Origin of the sequence: Exiguobacterium sp. s181 (assembly GCF_018617125.1) — a bacterium.
Taxonomy (GTDB): Bacteria; Bacillota; Bacilli; order Exiguobacteriales; family Exiguobacteriaceae; genus Exiguobacterium; species Exiguobacterium profundum.
The window spans coordinates 574,101-592,611 of sequence record NZ_JACSJM010000002.1; the positions used below are offsets into that span (position 1 = coordinate 574,101).

At 47.8% G+C, this 18,511-nt stretch carries 19 protein-coding genes; 16 read left to right on the top strand and 3 right to left on the bottom strand.

Translation table 11 applies throughout. The features are described 5' to 3' along the window. Nucleotides 1-62: 62 nt before the first annotated feature. From KNO70_RS09290 to KNO70_RS09300, 3 genes are read left to right on the top strand one after another with little or no spacing between them, the layout of a single operon-like run. Nucleotides 63-1,589 (top strand): ABC transporter ATP-binding protein, encoded by a 1,527-nt coding sequence (locus tag KNO70_RS09290; RefSeq protein ID WP_214812245.1) that lies wholly within the window; start codon nucleotides 63-65, stop codon nucleotides 1,587-1,589. Continuing rightward, nucleotides 1,586-2,650 (top strand): ABC transporter permease, encoded by a 1,065-nt coding sequence (locus KNO70_RS09295; protein WP_047795404.1) that lies wholly within the window; start codon nucleotides 1,586-1,588, stop codon nucleotides 2,648-2,650. Before KNO70_RS09290 ends, KNO70_RS09295 begins: the two co-directional genes overlap by 4 nt. Beyond that, the gene (locus tag KNO70_RS09300) at nucleotides 2,647-3,606 is read left to right on the top strand and encodes an ABC transporter permease (RefSeq protein WP_015881445.1); all 960 of its coding nucleotides are present in this window, start codon (nucleotides 2,647-2,649) and stop codon (nucleotides 3,604-3,606) included. The genes KNO70_RS09295 and KNO70_RS09300 overlap by 4 nt, the downstream gene beginning before the upstream one ends. A gap of 159 nt (nucleotides 3,607-3,765) precedes the next feature. On the opposite strand, the gene KNO70_RS09305 is transcribed toward KNO70_RS09300, so the two are convergent. Beyond that, complete coding sequence (locus KNO70_RS09305; protein ID WP_015881446.1) at nucleotides 3,766-4,014, bottom strand: ferredoxin; 249 nt, start codon at nucleotides 4,012-4,014, stop codon at nucleotides 3,766-3,768. A gap of 142 nt (nucleotides 4,015-4,156) precedes the next feature. Between KNO70_RS09305 and KNO70_RS09310 the strand changes: the two genes are divergently transcribed. The 7 genes from KNO70_RS09310 (at nucleotide 4,157) to KNO70_RS09340 (ending at nucleotide 10,903) form a co-directional block, all read left to right on the top strand. Next, on the top strand, nucleotides 4,157-5,179 hold the full coding sequence (locus tag KNO70_RS09310; protein ID WP_015881447.1) for a YpbB family protein: 1,023 nt from the start codon (nucleotides 4,157-4,159) through the stop codon (nucleotides 5,177-5,179). Beyond that, nucleotides 5,163-6,590, top strand: coding sequence for a RecQ family ATP-dependent DNA helicase (locus KNO70_RS09315; RefSeq protein WP_240499808.1), 1,428 nt, complete (start codon nucleotides 5,163-5,165; stop codon nucleotides 6,588-6,590). Before KNO70_RS09310 ends, KNO70_RS09315 begins: the two co-directional genes overlap by 17 nt. A 41-nt stretch (nucleotides 6,591-6,631) precedes the next feature. Then, complete coding sequence (locus KNO70_RS09320) at nucleotides 6,632-6,832, top strand: hypothetical protein (RefSeq protein WP_015881449.1); 201 nt, start codon at nucleotides 6,632-6,634, stop codon at nucleotides 6,830-6,832. A 129-nt stretch (nucleotides 6,833-6,961) separates the two neighbouring features. Further along, nucleotides 6,962-7,825 carry a MerR family transcriptional regulator gene (locus KNO70_RS09325; RefSeq protein WP_078146734.1) on the top strand — a complete coding sequence of 288 codons (864 nt, stop codon included), beginning with the start codon at nucleotides 6,962-6,964 and terminating at the stop codon, nucleotides 7,823-7,825. A gap of 60 nt (nucleotides 7,826-7,885) precedes the next feature. Further along, the gene (locus KNO70_RS09330; protein WP_015881451.1) at nucleotides 7,886-8,464 is read left to right on the top strand and encodes an adaptor protein MecA; all 579 of its coding nucleotides are present in this window, start codon (nucleotides 7,886-7,888) and stop codon (nucleotides 8,462-8,464) included. Nucleotides 8,465-8,561: 97 nt separating this feature from the next. Continuing rightward, on the top strand, nucleotides 8,562-9,488 hold the full coding sequence (locus KNO70_RS09335; protein ID WP_214731022.1) for a D-alanine--D-alanine ligase: 927 nt from the start codon (nucleotides 8,562-8,564) through the stop codon (nucleotides 9,486-9,488). Between the two features lie 146 nt (nucleotides 9,489-9,634). Continuing rightward, nucleotides 9,635-10,903, top strand: a complete 1,269-nt coding sequence (locus KNO70_RS09340; RefSeq protein WP_015881453.1) for a Glu/Leu/Phe/Val family dehydrogenase — start codon at nucleotides 9,635-9,637, stop codon at nucleotides 10,901-10,903. Between the two features lie 39 nt (nucleotides 10,904-10,942). On the opposite strand, the gene KNO70_RS09345 is transcribed toward KNO70_RS09340, so the two are convergent. Next, a complete protein-coding gene (locus tag KNO70_RS09345; protein ID WP_078146736.1) occupies nucleotides 10,943-11,923 on the bottom strand; it encodes a YpdA family putative bacillithiol disulfide reductase in 981 nt (326 codons plus the stop codon). Nucleotides 11,924-11,974: 51 nt separating this feature from the next. Next, entirely contained in the window at nucleotides 11,975-12,946 is a 972-nt protein-coding gene (locus KNO70_RS09350; protein WP_015881455.1) for an asparaginase, read from the bottom strand. A gap of 107 nt (nucleotides 12,947-13,053) precedes the next feature. On the opposite strand from KNO70_RS09350, the gene prsW reads away from it, so the two are divergent. The 6 genes from prsW (at nucleotide 13,054) to der (ending at nucleotide 18,511) form a co-directional block, all read left to right on the top strand. Beyond that, entirely contained in the window at nucleotides 13,054-13,710 is a 657-nt protein-coding gene (prsW, locus tag KNO70_RS09355) for a glutamic-type intramembrane protease PrsW (protein WP_078146737.1), read from the top strand. Between the two features lie 15 nt (nucleotides 13,711-13,725). Then, the gene (locus tag KNO70_RS09360; RefSeq protein WP_078146738.1) at nucleotides 13,726-14,391 is read left to right on the top strand and encodes a flagellar brake protein; all 666 of its coding nucleotides are present in this window, start codon (nucleotides 13,726-13,728) and stop codon (nucleotides 14,389-14,391) included. 74 nt (nucleotides 14,392-14,465) lie between these two features. After that, complete coding sequence (gene cmk / locus KNO70_RS09365; protein WP_031421747.1) at nucleotides 14,466-15,140, top strand: (d)CMP kinase; 675 nt, start codon at nucleotides 14,466-14,468, stop codon at nucleotides 15,138-15,140. Further along, on the top strand, nucleotides 15,137-15,760 hold the full coding sequence (locus KNO70_RS09370) for a lysophospholipid acyltransferase family protein (protein ID WP_015881459.1): 624 nt from the start codon (nucleotides 15,137-15,139) through the stop codon (nucleotides 15,758-15,760). The genes cmk and KNO70_RS09370 overlap by 4 nt, the downstream gene beginning before the upstream one ends. 154 nt (nucleotides 15,761-15,914) lie before the next feature. Next, nucleotides 15,915-17,063 carry a 30S ribosomal protein S1 gene (rpsA, locus tag KNO70_RS09375; RefSeq protein ID WP_015881460.1) on the top strand — a complete coding sequence of 383 codons (1,149 nt, stop codon included), beginning with the start codon at nucleotides 15,915-15,917 and terminating at the stop codon, nucleotides 17,061-17,063. Nucleotides 17,064-17,200: 137 nt separating this feature from the next. After that, on the top strand, nucleotides 17,201-18,511 hold the full coding sequence (gene der, locus KNO70_RS09380; protein ID WP_078146739.1) for a ribosome biogenesis GTPase Der: 1,311 nt from the start codon (nucleotides 17,201-17,203) through the stop codon (nucleotides 18,509-18,511).

Genomic DNA, 18,511 nt, shown 5'->3' on the forward strand with positions numbered 1-18,511 from the left:
TCATTTTAGTATAGGGGGGACCCACGTGGTCTCCCTTTACTTAAAGTTAGGGGTGAACTTCCTTGGAATATGTAATTGAAATGCTAAATATTCGCAAAGAGTTCGGTACGTTCGTCGCGAACGACAATATCACACTCCAATTGCGTAAAGGTGAAATCCATGCGCTTTTAGGAGAAAACGGGGCCGGGAAATCAACGCTCATGAACGTGTTATTTGGTCTCTATCAGCCTGAAGGTGGAGAGATTCGCGTACACGGAAAGAAAGTGGATATTGAAAATCCGAACATCGCCAACGAACTTGGAATTGGAATGGTCCACCAACACTTTATGTTGGTTGAAAAATTCACAGTCACTGAAAACATCATTCTGGGTCTCGAACCGAAGAGTGGGGTCACAATTGATCGCGCCACAGCTCGGAAGAAGGTCATGGACATTTCAGAGCAATACGGACTTAAAATCGATCCTGATGCGAAGATTGAAGATATTTCAGTCGGCATGCAACAACGTGTTGAAATCTTGAAGACGCTCTATCGTGGAGCAGATATTCTGATTTTTGATGAACCGACGGCAGTGTTGACACCACAAGAGATTCAAGAACTTATCCAAATTATGAAACGTCTGATTGCTGAAGGTAAGTCGATCATCTTGATTACGCACAAGCTGAAGGAAATCATGCAAGTTGCGGACCGCTGTACTGTCATTCGTCGTGGACGCTACATTGGAACGGTCGAGGTCGACGAGACGGTAAATGAAGACAGTTTAGCTGAAATGATGGTTGGTCGCGAAGTAAACTTTGATGCAGAATATTCGAAAGCCGATCCACAACAAGTCGTTCTCGACGTTCAAAACCTCGTCGTCAAAGATGGTCGCGGTTTGAAAGTCGTTGAAGGATTGGATTTACAGATTCGTGCTGGAGAAGTACTTGGAATTGCCGGAATTGACGGGAATGGTCAGACGGAGTTGATTGAAGCCATTTCAGGTTTGAAAAAGCCGGAGTCTGGTAAAGTGTTGCTCAACGGAAAAGATGTCACAGGACACACGCCGCGTAAGATGACCGAGGCAGGGATCGGACACATCCCGCAAGATCGTCATAAACACGGACTTGTTCTTGACTACTCGATTCGTGACAACATGGTACTTCAAACGTACTATAAAGAACCGTTCTCGAAACGAGGTCTCATGAACTATAAAGCTGTGGCTGAGAAGGCGAAGGCGTTGATTGAGAAGTTTGACGTCCGAACTCCATCAATTGATGTTCCAGCGCGTGCTCTCTCGGGAGGGAACCAACAGAAAGCAATCATTGCACGTGAAGTCGATCGCTCACCAGACTTACTCATCGCCGCTCAACCGACTCGTGGTCTCGACGTAGGTGCGATTGAATTTATTCACGAGCAGCTTATTAAAGAACGTGAAAAAGGACGCGCCGTCTTACTCATCTCGTTTGAACTTGATGAGATTTTACACGTATCCGACCGTATCGCTGTTCTCTACGAAGGAAAAATTGTAGGGATTCGTGATCCGAAAGAGACGACGGAGCAAGAGCTAGGCTTCTTGATGGCCGGCGGTCAGAGAGGGGACGAAACAGAATGAAAAAATTAAGTTTAAACCAACTTCTCATTCCATTCCTATCCATCATTTTAGGACTACTCGTCGGGGCTATCGTCATGTTGATTGGTGGGTACGACCCGGTTCAAGGGTTTATCTCGTTATTTGAAGGAATGTTTGGTAGTCCGTATGCCGTCGGTGAAACATTACGTGCTGCAGCCCCGCTCATCTTCTCGGGTCTTGCGGTTGCATTCGCCTTCCGTACAGGACTATTCAACATCGGGGTAGAAGGACAAGTGTTGATCGGCTGGGTCGCAGCCGTTTATGTAGGGATTAACTTCGACTTACCGATGTTCATCCATTTACCGCTCGCGCTCCTCGCGGCAATGGTCGCAGCTGCGATTTGGGCGTTCGTTCCTGGATTCTTGAAAGCGAAGTTTTACGTGCATGAAGTCATCACGTCAATCATGATGAACTATATCGCGCTATACACGACGAACGCGATATTGCGTAGCGTTATCGGCGTAACGAACGAGCGTACAGAGTCAATCAACGACTCGGCGTCTCTCGCCTCGCCATGGCTCCAAGAGTTGACGACGTATTCACGTCTTCACTGGGGTGTGCTTGTCGCAGTACTTGCGGCAATCGTGTACTACTATATCCTTCAACGTACGACACTCGGTTATGAGTTACGTGCCGTCGGATTCAACAAACATGCATCACAATACGCAGGGATGAGCGTCAACCGTAACATCGTCCTATCGTTCGTCATCTCTGGTATGTTCGCCGGTCTCGCTGGTGCGATGGAAGGTCTCGGAACATTCGGCAGTATGACCCTCTCGGCATCGTTCACTGGTGTCGGATTTGACGGGATTGCCGTCGCCCTTCTTGGTGCGAACACTGCGATCGGAGTCATTTTAGCAGCGATTCTCTTCGCAGGGTTGAACATCGGTGGATTGGCAATGCAGCTCGGTGCGAACGTACCATCTGAGCTCGTCAAAGTCATCATCGCAGCCATCGTCATCTTTGTAGCGTCTGGATATGCGATCAACTATGTCGTTGAGAAACTTAAAGGAAATCGTAAGAAAGGAGTGGAGAAAAAATGAACTTCTTAGAAGTCCTTTATATCGTCGTACCGGTTGCGCTTGCCTATGCGACTCCACTCATTATCGCAGCACTTGGTGGAATCTTCAGTGAACGTTCTGGTGTCGTCAACATCGCCCTTGAAGGAATCATGGTCATCGGTGCCGCGACAGGAATCATCACGACGCTCACCTTGACTGATTTAGGTGTTGGTGCCTCTAGCCCATGGATTGCCTTGCTTGTCGCCATGGTCGTCGGCGCGTTGTTCTCCCTCTTCTTGGCCGTTCCTGCCATCCTTTGGCGTGCGGATCAGACGGTTCTCGGGGTGGCGATCAACATGCTCGCTATCGGTCTCGCCATCTTCGTCGTACGTGTTCTTTACAACAAAGGACAGACCGACTTTATCGAGTACCGGATCGCAAAAGAAAATGTACCCTTTTTATCCGATATTCCCGTGTTGAAGATGTTCTTTATCAACGTCCAATACACGTCGTTCGTTGCGATCGCCTTGGCGTTCGTTGTGTGGTTCGTCATCTTCAAGACGCCGTTTGGACTTCGTCTTCGTTCGGTCGGAGAACATCCGATGGCGGCTGATACGATGGGAATCAACGTCACGAAAATGCGCTTCATGGGCGTCATGCTGTCTGGTGCGTTTGGTGGTCTTGCCGGAGCGGTTTATGCTGTGACGGTCACGACGAACTTCAGCGGAACGACCATCGTTGGTCAAGGGTTCTTGGCGATTGCCGCAATGATTTTCGGTAAATGGAATCCGCTCGGTGCGCTTGGTGCCGGATTGTTCTTTGGATTCGCTCAAGCCCTCTCGATCATCGGAAGCAACTTGCCGGTCATCAATAACGTGCCGCAACTCTTGCTCTTGATTGCACCATACGCCCTCACGATTCTCGCTCTCGCTGGACTCGTTGGTCGTGCGGATGCGCCGAAGTCAGTCGGTATCCCATATATTAAAGGGAAACGTTAATTCGAGATAGGACATATGTCCATTTCGTCTAGGTTGTTTGGTGCTTAAGCCAAACAACCTTTTTTGATATACTTGTCTAGAGATGTCATGATTAGACTCGGTTACATGCGAAAACACAAAAAAGACATATCAGTCACAGGACCGATATGTCTTTCACGATTATTCGAATTTTAAAGCGTCGCCGTCAAACGACTCGTCCGCTACTTTGATCGAGTCTGTCGGACAGCCCTCGAATGCATCCATCATGTCTTCGTATAGCTCATCTGGGATTTCAACAGTACCTGTGTTGTCATCCATCAAGTTGAACGCAAGACCTTCATCATCATAATCGTAAATATCTGGTGCTGCTGCGCCGCAAGCTCCGCATGCGATACATGTATCTTTATCGACGATTGTAAATTTTGCCATGATAATAACCCTCCAAACGGTTCGTTTCTCTTAGAAATCATTCTACTGACTATGAGTAATTGTAGTCTACATACCCAATTATTTCAATGAGGAAACGAGCGTCTTTTTGGTAGGATAATGATTTTTTTAAGGAAGTGACGATTTGGTTCATTTAGCGGATGGAGTTCTTCTGCTGGCCATTAAACGATTAAATGGAGAACGGAGTGAGCGAAGTCTCTACCATGTCCTGAATGGGAAGCGCTCGGCCACGACGCTACAGGACGCATTTTTTTATGACTTAGAGCCTCTTTTTGGACAGTTTCCACAAACGACTTATTCGTATGAATCTGTCCTGAAACAACTTGAGAAACGAGGATGGCTCGACCGTAAACGATTCAGATTGACAGAGGCGGGAGAAATGCTGGCTTCACCAGAATCGGTCGAGCAACTATTCAATCGGTTGGGCGGGGAACGCCGTGATTTTAACGCGACCACGTGGAAACGCTTGAGTTTGTTCGTGCAGACGTTCATGTCAAAAGAACATGCCCGGACATTCTATCCGGTACAAGCCGATCGTCCAGCAGAGCAATGGGTCAAGCAGTTGTTACATCTTGATCGGGATTGGAAAGCGCTCATGCGAACGTTTCATCAAGAGATTGAACAAGCACTTGAACAAATCGGGGACCCATATGCGACGGCCGTCGTCTATCGATTCACAGGAGCGTTTGAGACGGGTCTGACGTACGAACAAATCGCCAGCCTGCTTCATGTTGATGCCGAGACGGCTCGTTTGTATTTTTTGGCCGGATGGAACGAACTGTTAATGGTCTTGCCGGATGATGCCAAACTACGGGGATTTACGTACGGCTTATCGACGGACCGGATGACCTATTCAGCACGTGAGTCATATGAGTTGTTCTTAAAGGGATACACGTTCCAACAGGTTCAAGCGAAACGGCGTTTACGTACGAGTACGATTGAAGACCATGTCGTCGAGATGGCGATGTATTTAGAAGTCTTCCCGCTCGAACAATTTGTACCGATGGAGGATGTGGTCACGATTGAAGAGTTGCGGCATCCGGATAGCTGGGCGTTGAAACCGGTATTTGAGAAAATGGGACGTGTCAGTTATTTTCAAATTCGACTTGTCTTCGCCAGACTGAAACGAGGTGAGAGTTTTGTATGAAGCGACATTAAAACGAGTGTTCGGGTATGAATCGTTTCGTCCTGGGCAACACGACATCATACATGCCGTGATCGAAGGGCAGGATGTATTGGCCGTCATGCCGACGGGGGCGGGAAAATCGCTGACGTTCCAACTTCCTTCTTATATTAAAAATCAAGGGCTCACGGTGATTGTCTCGCCATTACTCTCACTCATTGAGGACCAGATGCTGCATATACGAGAACGGGGAGAGCGTGGTGTCGCTCGTTTGACGTCGATGGAATCGGCTGAAGAGAAGCAGGACATCATCAACCATTTGAAACGTTACCGTTTTTTATATCTTTCACCCGAACAATTGGCCGTTCCTTATGTGACGCGTGCTCTGGCGAATGTGAAAATTCAAATGCTCGTCATTGACGAGGCGCACTGTATCTCACAATGGGGGCATGAGTTCCGTCCTGAGTATGCGCGTTTAGGTGAGTTGCGAAAACAGATTGGGAGCCCCCAGTGTATGGCGGTCACGGCGACGGCGCCAGAAGGCGTGAAACAGGACATCATTGAAAAGCTGGCACTGTTCTCACCTGAACAATTCGTCCACTCTGCCAATCGTCCGGAAATCCGATTGTTGGTTGAACGGTTGGAAAAAGAGAAGAAACTTGAGCGATTGAAAGAGTTGATTCAAGAGATTCCCAAACCTGCAGTCGTTTACACGGCGACCCGTCGCGAGGCAGAGGCGTTAGCCTTTGAGCTAGAGGATGCATTGTTTTACCATGGAGGCATGTCTACGGAAGACAGGCGACTCGTGCAGTCCCAGTTTTTACGGGACGAAGTGTCGGTCATGGTATGCACGAGTGCGTTCGGGATGGGTGTGAACAAAGACAACGTCCGTTCTGTCGTTCATTTTCAGTTGCCGGCAACAGTCGAGGCATACATGCAGGAAATCGGACGAGCGGGGCGTGACGGACAACCCGCATTCGCGGTCCTTCTATATGCCGATGGCGACGAACGCATCCAGCAATTTTTAATCGACGGACAGTACCCGAAAGACGAGGACATGCGACTAGCCTATTTTGAACGTGAGAACGGGACGTCGTTCGCGCAACTACCAAGGTTGTTACGCATGAATGAAGAAGACCCGAAGTTTCTCCTGCTGAAGCAATTGTTGACAGAACGTTCGCTTCAAGAAGCACTCGATTGGGTAAAGGAAAGAAAGCGTGATCGGTATCGTCAACTCGGACAGATGATGGATTATGCCCTCATCCGGACATGCCGACGCGATTACTTGCTTCGTTATTTTTCCGAACAAACGGTCGACCAAGAAGAATGCTGTGATGTTTGTGGGCCGATTCCGTTCCCGGATACACCGCAAATCGTCCGAAAAAATGTGACAGAATGGAAAATTCGGTTGACGCAAATCTTTTCCTTTGAATAATATCATAGTAAAATGATAAAAAAGGTAAAGGAGGGCATACGTTGCGACATCGGAATCAGGCGGATTCTTTACGCGAGCAATTGGCGGACACGTTGCCGTCTCGAGCTGAGAGGCAAGAGGGCGAACGGAAGAGGAAGTTAAATGATAACTGGATGAAGCGCCCGTTGGCGATGACATTAACCTTCGCCATGCTAGCGATTATTCTCATTTTCATATATATCGGGCGACACGCCATATTTTAAACTAGGTGCGAACAGAGTTCGCATCTTTTTTTATTCTTAAAAAATTCTCGATTGCACAATAAAAGGGGTAAACCTCTTGCGTTGAGGATATACTTATATCATAAGATCGAGTAAGAGAGGAGGGCGGAGATGCCGAAATACTCCATCAAGACCGTGGCGACCTTGACAGGCGTCAATCCGACGACCATTCGCGCTTGGGAACGTCGCTATCAGTTTATCGTGCCGAGCCGAACGGAATCCGGTCACCGCCTGTATTCAGATCAGGATGTTGAAAAAATCAAATGGGTCGTGAACAAGCAGAAAGAAGGGCTTTCTGTCTCACAAGCCATTCAACAACTTCATCAAGCGCCTGAACCAGAACCGACAACGGCCAAACTATACGATGAAGAATTGAAAGACGGGCTGCTCCATGCGTTGCTCTCATTTGATGAACGGACAGCTCATGATTTGATCAATCGTGCGTTTAATACGTTCAGTTTTGAAAAAGTGACGAAGGATGTGATTGGGCCACTGCTCATGGAAATCGGTTCACGATGGGAGAATGGCTCGATTACTATTGCCCACGAGCATTTCGCCACGGCATTTTTACGAGCGCGACTTTCGACGCTGTCCCTTCAGATGCCGATGAACCCCTTCCTGCCACGTATCACTTGTGTCTGTGCACCTGGGGAGATGCATGAGATCGGATTATTGTTTGTCACGCTCTATTTGCGTCAACATGGATACGACGTCATCTTTTTGGGAGCGGGTTTCCCGAAAGAAGATTTGAGTAAAGCGTTACATGATATCGACACGTCTTGTCTCATCTTCGCATGTACGTTGACTGAGCATATTCCGAACTTGTTAGAGGCGATGGATTATATTCAAAACGAGCATCCTGACTTAAAAATTGGTACAGGTGGATATGCGGTCAGCCTGGAGAGAGGTCGATTCAATGGGTCATTTCTTGGCGACACTCCTGAAGAGTGGACAAAATGGTTATCAACTATTTGACACGGGATGAAAACGGGAGTAGCTTATTATTAGGATTGACTATTCACTGGAGGTTTTCGATTGAGATTTGAAAAACAAACAAAAGAACATCTTCGTGTATATGTGACTGCGAATGAGCTCTCGTTACGTGGAATCGCCATCGATACGATCGTGGGGGAAAACGGTCAGCAGCTGTGGAAAGAACTTCTTGAAACAGCAGAAAGTGAGTACGGATTTTCACCGCAAGGAGCGGTTGATTTGAATGTGACAATGTTTCCTCGCGATGGACTCGTCATCGATGTTCAAAAAGGTGAAGCGATTGCTGAGCTCGATGTCGAACAGGTCGAGATTCGATTGACGATTGACGTGATCCATCATTTGATTTATCAGTTCGATGACATTGAAGATGTGATCAACGCCTCGATTCGTCTGTTCCCGCATATACATGAAACCGAGCAGGGTGGGACGCTTTATCATTACAACGGTCGTTACTATCTTCACTTCGTTGAGGTGCTTCCTTCGCAGGTAGAAGAACGACTCGCGGCCATTTTGTCCGAGTACGGCAAGACGACTACGGTCAGCCCGTACGTTATGATGGAATACGGAAAGACGATTCAAACTGAACAAGCCGTGAAAGAGCTGTACGATGCATTCGCATGAGTACGGCTTTTTTTACTTTTCTGTTTCTATTGTTTTTAGGATGTCCGTGTTATGATTAGACTTGAATTTTCAGTAGTTAGTTGAAGGAGAGATTGGAATGAAAGTCGCTGTTTTATATGGTGGAGTGTCAGGAGAACGAGAGGTATCCCTCACGAGCGGGCAAGGAATGATAGAAGCGTTGACGGAACGTGGTCATGAGGTCACGTCCATTGACTTTCATCCGGAACGTGCAAACGAGTTATTAACGCTGGACGTCGATGTTGTCGTCAGTGCGTTGCACGGGAAGTATGGTGAAGATGGTCGTGTGCAATCGTTATTAGAAATGGCTGGGATTCCTTACACGGGATCAGGTGTCTTGGCATCTGCACTGGCGATGGACAAGGCGAGAGCGAAGATCATCTTCGCGGCATCCGGGATCCGCGTCGCGCGTGACGTCTTAATCGAGTCACGGGAATCGATCGATGCAAAAGTCGCTGAGTGGGGGATGGAATTCCCATGTGTCGTCAAACCAGCGCAGGAAGGATCGTCGAACGGTCTGACGATTGCCATGGACGAAGCGATGTTACGTGAAGGAATTGAAAAGGCGTTTGCTTGTGATTCAGCGGTACTTGTTGAACAGTACATCAAAGGGAAAGAGCTGACAGTTCCCGTCATCGGGAACTTCGGGAAAGAAGAGGCTCTTCCTGTCATTGAAATCATTCCAAAAAATGAATTTTACGACTATGAATCGAAGTATACGGAAGGTGGTTCGATTCATGTCTGTCCGGCTGAAATCTCGGACGATTTGACATCAGAGGTTCAACAGGCGGCAGTCCTGGCGCATCGCGCGCTCGGTTGTTCAGGATATTCGCGCTCTGACTTCCTCGTTTCAGAAGAAGGCAAAGCCTACATTTTAGAGACGAATACGCTACCGGGCATGACGCCGCTTAGCCTGTTTCCGGATAGTGCCAAGACAGTCGGAATCTCGTACGGTGAGCTATTGGAACGCTTTATCGAGCTCGCACTTGAGCGCGTAGCGAAGTAAGACATCTGGATCACGTCATCCATCGAGAAAACGCTTTCATTATTTTTGAAAAGCCCTTTCAAATTGAACGCGTATCAGCTATACTTTTAAACGAATACGAGGTTAATTCTTGGGGGAGAATTGACAATTTAGGGGAGGAAACCTTCATGATTACGGATCAAGAAAAAGGTCATCAAAAACGAAAAAACATCTTGGAATCGACACAAGAGGTAATTCACGAAGCTTTAGATAAACTCGGCTATCCAGATGAGATGTACGAGTTATTAAAAGAACCGCTTCGCATGCTGACCGTTCGGATCCCTGTTCGCATGGACGATGGCTCAACGAAGATCTTCACAGGCTATCGCGCTCAACACAATGATGCGGTCGGACCGACTAAAGGGGGAATTCGGTTCCACCCGAGCGTAACGGAGGTAGAAGTCAAAGCATTATCAGTATGGATGAGTTTAAAAGCTGGAATCGTCGACTTGCCTTACGGTGGTGGGAAAGGCGGAATCGTCTGTGACCCACGCGAGATGAGTTTCCGTGAAATCGAACGTTTAAGTCGCGGATACGTCCGGGCCATCAGTCAAATTGTTGGACCTACAAAAGATATCCCGGCTCCGGACGTGTTCACAAACTCACAAATCATGGCATGGATGATGGATGAATACAGTCGCATCGATGAATTCAACTCACCTGGATTCATTACAGGAAAACCGCTCGTTCTTGGTGGATCGCATGGTCGTGAGACAGCGACGGCAAAAGGCGTGGCCATCATGATTCGTGAAGCGGCACTCCGTCGCGGAATCGAATTGAAAGGTGCACGGGTCGTCGTCCAAGGATTCGGAAACGCGGGAAGTTTCCTTTCTAAATTCATGTACGATGCAGGGGCGAAAGTCATTGCAGTCAGTGACGCGTATGGAGCCATCCATGATGAGAACGGTCTCGACATCCCTTACTTGTTAGATCGTCGCGATTCATTCGGTACGATTTCGACATTGTTTAAAAATACGATTTCAAACAAAGAAATGTTAGAGCTCGATTGTGATATTTTGGTTCCGGCTGCGATCGAGAACCAAATTACAGAAGACAATGCGGATGCGATCAAAGCATCGATCGTGGTCGAGGCGGCCAACGGTCCGACGACGAACGAAGCAACGAAAATTTTGACTGAACGTGGAATTCTCCTCGTGCCTGACGTGTTGGCGTCAAGTGGTGGGGTTACGGTGTCATACTTCGAATGGGTACAAAACAACCAAGGTTACTATTGGACGGAAGAAGAAGTTGAGGAGAAACTTGAAAAAGTACTCGTTCACTCGTTCAATACGGTATACAATACATCTTCGGCCCGTAAAGTCGATATGCGTCTCGCCGCTTACATGGTCGGTGTACGCAAAATGGCGGAAGCCTCACGTTTCCGTGGGTGGGTCTAATCAAAAAAAGTTCGGTCAACTCAAGTTGACCGAACTTTTTTATACGTTAATACGATTTGCGATCGCTTCGGCAATCGCCTTGCCGTGGAATCTACCGTTCTCAATGAAGATCTTGTTCGCATCGTTTCCGGCTGCGACCACGCCAGCAATGAAGAGGTGTTCGACATTTGTTTCAAACGTTTCTTCATCGTACGTCGGGATACCACTTTCTTCATCGATCGCAATGCCTGCACTTTCGAACAGGTGGTGGTCGGGCTGATAACCGGTCATCGCGAAGACATGATCTGCATAGACATGTTTCTCTTCGCCATGTTGACGGTAGTAAACTCCATCATCGGTGATGCGTTCGATTGTCGCCTCAAACTCCATTCGAACTTTCTCATGACGGACGAGTGAGTCGAAGTTTGGGAGGACCCATGGTTTGACGGAAGGGCTATACGAATCACCTCGATAGAGCACCGTCACATAGGCACCGGCCTTTTCGAGTTCGATTGCCGCATCGACAGCGGAATTTTTCCCACCGATGATCGTGACGTGTTGTCGATAATAAGGATGTGCCTCGTTGAAATAGTGATGGACGTGCGGCAACGTTTCGCCAGGCACGTCAAGCAGACGAGGGCGACCATAATAGCCTGTTGCCAATATCACATAGTCCGCTTCCCGAACGGTTTCACCACGTCGTTCATGTCTCGATGTCACGACGAACCGGTCATTCTTTTTATCGACCGACTCGACCGTTTCGAACGGGTAAACGTTTAAACCAGTACGTGTGACGACTTCTCGATAATAGACGAGTGCATCTTGACGACGTGGCTTCAAATCCTTACATATGAACGGAATGTCTCCGATTTCGAGCAGGCTCGCAGACGAGAAGAACGTTTGATGCGTCGGGTACCGATAGATGGCGTCGACGATGTTCCCACGCTCAATCACCGTACAAGAGACTCCAATCTTCTCGAGTTCGATGGCGGCCGAGAGGCCACATGGCCCGGCACCTACAATAATTGCTTGTTTGTTCACTGAATATCACCTCTTTGCTCATTGTAGGGAAGGGGGCGCAGTTGCGCAAGGTTATTGCTGGAAACTAAAACTATGTTCCATGACTGACTGGGATGAGCCGGACTCGAGTTCAACGAGAAGTCGTAAACGAGCTTTTTGTGAATTCAATCCGTTTGAAAAAATGACACCCATCTCTTTCAGTTGTTTGCCACCCCCATCGTAACCGTAAACATCTTGAACGATTCCGTTGAAGCAACGGCTGACGATCACGACGGGAATCTCTTTGACTAAATGTTCGAGTGCGGATAAGAGGGACGGCGGAACATTCCCTTGTCCTAACACTTCGAGGACGAGTCCGTCGTATCCAAGCGTGATTACAGATTCGAGTAAATCCGGTTCCATGCCTGCGACGACTTTCAATACGGCTACACGTTTTGAAATGGACGAAATCATTTTCGGCTGTCTCGTCGCCGGTTGGCTATAGATGAGTACGTGGTCCTTTGTGACCATACCCACGTTACCGAAGTGTACAGACTTGAATGTGTCGACTGAAGATGTGTGCGTTTTGGTCACGTTAAATGCCGAATGGATCTCACCGTTGAAAACGACAAGCACGCCTTTTCCACGAGCCGCTTCGCTCTTGGCGACGCGAAGCGCTGTGATTAAATTAAATTCCCCGTCCGAACCGACCTCGTTCGAGGACCGCATCGCACCTGTCAACACGATTGGGACAGGCGCACCGAGCGTGATTTGTAAGAAGTAAGCCGTCTCTTCTAATGTATCGGTACCGTGCGTGATGACGACCCCGTCATACGTGTCTTGTGTCAGTTCACGTTGGATGAACTGTGCCAATTCAAGCATCTTCTCTGGAGTCATGTGAGGTGACGGGATATTTGAAAAGTGCTTTGTTGTAATGTGAGCAATATCCGTCGCTTTCGGAAGGGTGGCGTCGATTGGATTGACATCGCTCGGTTCGACGTGTCCTGTGCCGGATTGTGACATGGCGATAGTACCGCCGGTGTGGATCAGTAATAAATGATTCATAAGTGTCCTCCTAATTATTTTTATGAAGATTTCCATTTTCTAGGCGTTCTCTACTTTTTCTTTCAGACAATTCAGTGTATGCTAGGGAGAGAAAGGAGAGATGCATCATGATCGCAATCGCCTTGTCTGCGGTTGCACCTGGGCTCGCCCTTCTTTCCTACTTCTATCTACGCCATGAGTTGGAGGCGGAACCGCTCGGATATGTGATTCGTTCTTTCGTGGCCGGAGCCGTTCTCGTGTTCCCGATCATGTTTATCCAATATGCGTTCGTTGAAGAGGGAGTGCTTACTGGACCGTTTTGGCAGGCGTATGTCGCCACTGCCCTGCTTGAAGAGTTTTTTAAATGGTTTATGATTTATTATACAATATATATACATAAAGTCTTTGATGATTACTACGACGGGATTCTCTACGCGGTCGCCTGCTCATTAGGCTTTGCGACTTTAGAGAATTTTTTATACTTATGGGTGTACGATTCATTAGAAATTGCGATTTGGCGAGCGATCCTGCCTGTGAGCGGGCACGCTTTGTTCGCTGTCGTGATGGGGTACTGTTTGGGGCGAGCGAAGCATTCGGCACGCGAACGGCTCTGGCTGTTCATGGCAATCTTTTCTGCGACGGTCATCCATGGAACGTTTGATTTTATTTTGATACTCGAACCGAATCAAAAGCTTCCTGCCGTGCTTTATATCGTCATTTTATGGACCGTGGCACTTTTACTCGTGCGAGCGGCCAACTTGTCCAATCGTCGACAATTTAAATAAAGGGGAAGAGTCAGTATGTTAAAAGAAGGTCAAGAATTGAGAATCGAAGTGGAAGGGCGTGCAGAGGGGAAAACGAAGATTGCAGCAATAACCGATCAAGTCGTATGGATTGAGTCACCGAGTGACATGACGACGCTCAAAACATTTTTTTTACATGAAGAGGAGGCCATGCGGGTCTTTTTCTTCCAAGGAGACAATCAGCTGTTCGCATTCGACACGAAAGTCGTGAAGCGGATCAGCGATGCCCAAATGACATTACGCTATGCGTTCAATTTGCCAGACGAGAAAAAAATCAAACGGATTCAGCGTCGTGAATATTTACGTGTTCCAGAAATGATTGAAGTGACCGTTCTTGCAGCCGATGGGGAAAGTTTCGAATCGTTCGAAACGACATCTCTTGACATATCTGCTGGGGGGATGAAAATCATCGCCAACCGCGCTCCAATCGAAGTAGATGAGTCCCTGATTGTCGTGTTTCGAATTGAGGATGAGCATGGCTCGCCCCAGAACTTCCGTCTTAAGAGCCGCCTTGTTCGCGTACATAAGCAGGAAGTGAAGCAAGAACTCTCTTTGGCATTCGAAGATTTGACCCCTCGTGACCAAGAGACGATTTTGCGATACTGCTTCCGTGTTCAGCTTGAAGCGCGAAAGCGGACAGGGTCTGTATTTTCTTCAAGATAAAAAACTGTTATGATGTTCTCGGGATTATTGACCGAGAGGAGGAGGGTATCGGGAACACTCGATACCCGTTTTGTATGAAAAAATCATTACAAATTGCTTTAGATGGACCGGCGGGTGCCGGGAAAAGTACGATTGCCAAGTCGCTTGCGAAACAATTAGGGTATGTGTACATCGATACCGGTGCAATCTATCGGGCCGTGACGTATCGCGCCTTGAATGAAGGGATTGCGCTCGAGGACGGACCTGCACTTGCTCAGATGATCGAGAACATGTCACTTCGTCTCGTCCCGTCTGAAGAGGGACAACGCGTTTTTGACGGAGAGGAAGAGGTGACATCTGTCATTCGCTCAAGCGAAGTGACGAATAACGTCAGTTTCGTCGCACGTCAACCTGAAGTGCGTGATGCTTTGATGGACCTTCAACGTGATTTGGCTAAAGAAGGCGGTGTCGTCATGGACGGCCGTGATATCGGGACACATGTCTTACCAAATGCCGACTTAAAAGTGTTCATGACCGCTTCGGTCGAAGAACGTGCCCGTCGTCGCCATGAAGAAAATGTCTCGAAAGGCATCCCGAGCGACTATGAACAACTGATCGAAGAGATTGCGCTTCGTGACAAACGCGATTCTGAACGTGAGGTGGCACCTTTACGTCAAGCAGAGGATGCCCATTTCCTCGATACGACGACGTTATCCATTGACGGAGTGGTTCAAGCGATTGAACGATTAATTGAAGAGGTGAAAGCATGAGTAAGCCATTGAACAATGGACCGTTCGGCATGTATCGATTAGCGAGAGCTGTCGTGAACGTCATTCAACGAGCATCGTTTCGGGTCGAATTCATCGGACGGGAGAACGTTCCGATGGACGGGTCGATTCTCGTCTGTTCGAACCATCAGTCAAATTGGGATCCGGTATTACTCGCCTGTGCGATTCCAAAGCAGCGTCCCCTTCGCTTTTTTGCGAAGAAAGAACTTTTTAGTGTCCCGGTACTGAAGCACATCTTGAATCGGGCGGGTCAAATTCCAGTATCTCGTGGAGAAGGTGACCGACAAGCGCTTCGTGTCGTACTTCAAAAGTTGAAAGAGGATGAAGTCATCTCTATATTTCCTGAAGGAACGCGTTCAAAAGACGGTACGCTCGGGAAAGCGCAAGCCGGTGTCGGATTCTTCGCGATGCGTTCGGATGCGCACATTTTACCGATCGCCATCATTGGAAAGTATAAATTTCGCGCAAAACTCCGTGTCGTCATCGGGAAGCCGATCGACTTGTCAGAACTGAAAGCACGCAAGGCGAGTGCACAAGAAGCGGCCGACTTGATCATGGATACGATTGCCGACCTCTACTTGAAGCACTCATTCACGAAGTGAAAAACGGATTGTGGAATTGAGGTTTAAACTTCTTTCAATAGAGGTACAATCTTCATAACGCCTTGACAAATTCTCGGAATTATAAGAGATTTATACTAGGTGTAAGCGCCTTTGGCGCTCCTTTTTGTACTCATCGTGAGGGGGTAGTGTTGGAATGGTCGAAGAAATGAAAGATATGCCTGATTTTGAAATTAATCGTGGTCAAATTGTGACCGGAACAGTCGTCAAAATCGAGGATAAGCAAGCGCTGATCGATATCGGTTATAAGACCGAAGCGATTTTGCCAATTAGCGAAGTATCAAGCATGCATCTAGACGATTTAAATGAATCACTCCAAGTGAACGACGAGATTCGTGTCAAAGTGAAAAAGGTCACGGACGAAGAAGTAGTCGTTTCGAAAAAAGACGTCGATGCCGAAGCAGCATGGGATCGGATCGTTGAAAAATTCGAATCGGGTGAAGTGTTTGAAGTGATGGTGAAAGATAAGGTCAAAGGTGGTCTTGTCGTCGATATTGGAATCCGTGGATTTATCCCTGCATCCCTTGTCGAAAGTCACTTCGTCGAAGACTTCTCGTCATACTTGAATAACCCAATTACCGTAAAAGTCGTCGAGATTGACCGCGAAAAAAACCGCGTCATCTTGTCACATAAAGCAGTTGTCGAAGAAGAGATGAGCGCGAAGAAATCGGAAACGCTCGAATCGCTTGAAGTCGGACAAGTAATTGAAGGAACGGTCCAACGATTGACTGATTTTGGTGCGTTCGTCGATATCGGTGGCGTGGACGGTCTCGTTCACATCTCGGAAATGGCCCATAGCCGTGTGGAGAAGCCGAGCGACGTCGTAACTGAAGGCGACCGCGTGAAAGTGAAAGTACTCGGGCTCGACTTAGATAATGAAAAAGTAAAACTTTCCATCAAAGAGACACAACCTGGTCCATGGGAAACCATCGAAGGGAAGATCCAACCGGGGGATGTCATCGAAGGAACCGTCAAACGCCTCGTGACGTTTGGTGCGTTCGTCGAGGTCGCACCACAAGTGGAAGGTTTGCTTCACATCTCGCAAATTGCGAACCGTCACATCGCGACGCCGTCTGAAGTCTTGTCAGAAGGCCAAGAAGTGAAGGTGAAAGTGCTAGATGTTCATCTCGATGATAAGAAAATCTCATTGTCGATGCGTGCGCTCGAATCATCTGAACCGACTCGTCAAGATGATGATCAAGCGTTGCTTGATGAATATAGCGACCAAGGAGGATTCTCTGTCTCGGAATTGACAGGTGATGATTCTTCGGACGACTCTAAATAAGATGATCGTTCAAGCGGGAGTCATGCTCCCGCTTCTTTTTGTATGGTCACTTAATTTTGCCTGTGATATGATAGGTAAGTTGCGTTTCGAAATGATGAAATGATGAAATTTTGATAGAAAGTTAGTGAGGTGTTGTTATGGGAATTCCAGTAGTGGCCATCGTTGGCCGTCCGAATATCGGAAAATCCACAATTTTTAACCGTATCATCGGTGATCGTGTCTCGATCGTCGATGATAAACCGGGTGTCACACGTGACCGTATTTACGGCACAGGAGAGTGGCTCAACCGTAAGTTCCATTTAATCGATACAGGTGGGATCGAAGTAGGGGACGAGCCGTTGCTCGTTCAAATGCGTCATCAGGCGGAACTTGCAATCGATGAAGCGGACGTCATCATCTTCATGGTGAATGGACGTGAAGGGATCACGGCGGCTGATGAAGAAGTCGCGAACTTGTTGTTCCGTTCGAACAAACCAATCGTCCTTGCCGTGAACAAAGTGGATAACTTTGAAATGCGAGATCTCATGTATGAGTTTTATTCTCTCGGATTTGGAGATCCGTTCCCAATTTCGGGTACACACGGGTTAGGACTCGGTGACTTACTCGACCAAGTATTTGCACTCGCTCCAGAAAAAGACGAGTACGAATACAACGAAGACGTGATTCAGTTCTCGTTGATCGGTCGCCCGAACGTCGGGAAATCAAGCTTGACGAACTCAATCCTTGGTGAAGAGCGCGTCATCGTTTCAAACATTGCGGGTACGACTCGTGATGCGATTGATACACCGTTCACACGTGACGGACAAGAGTATGTCATCATCGATACGGCAGGTATGCGTAAACGCGGGAAAGTATATGAATCAACAGAGCGCTACAGTGTCATGCGCGCACAAAAGGCGATTGAACGCTCAAACGTGGTTCTCGTCGTCCTCGACGGGGAAGAAGGAATCATCGAGCAAGACAAGCGTGTCGCTGGTCTCGCGCATGAAGCCGGGAAGGCGATTGTCATCGTCGTCAATAAATGGGATGCCGTCGAAAAAGATGATAAGACGATGAAGAAGATGGAAGAGAAGATTCGTCAAGAATTCTTATTCCTCGACTATGCGCCGGTTGTCTTCTTATCAGCGCTCACGTCAAAACGCTTACAGACATTGTTGCCTGTCATCAAACAAGTGGCTGAAACACATCGCCGTCGAATCTCGACGAGCGTGTTGAACGATGTCATCGTCGATGCGGTTGCGATGAACCCGACACCGACGGATAAAGGACAACGATTGAAGATCAACTACGCAACTCAAGTGGCCATCGAGCCGCCGACGTTCGTCTTGTTCGTCAACGATCCTGAGTTGTTGCATTTTTCGTATAAACGTTATTTAGAGAATCAAATCCGTAAAGCATTTGACTTCACCGGGACACCGATTCACATCGTGGCTCGTCAGAAAAACTAA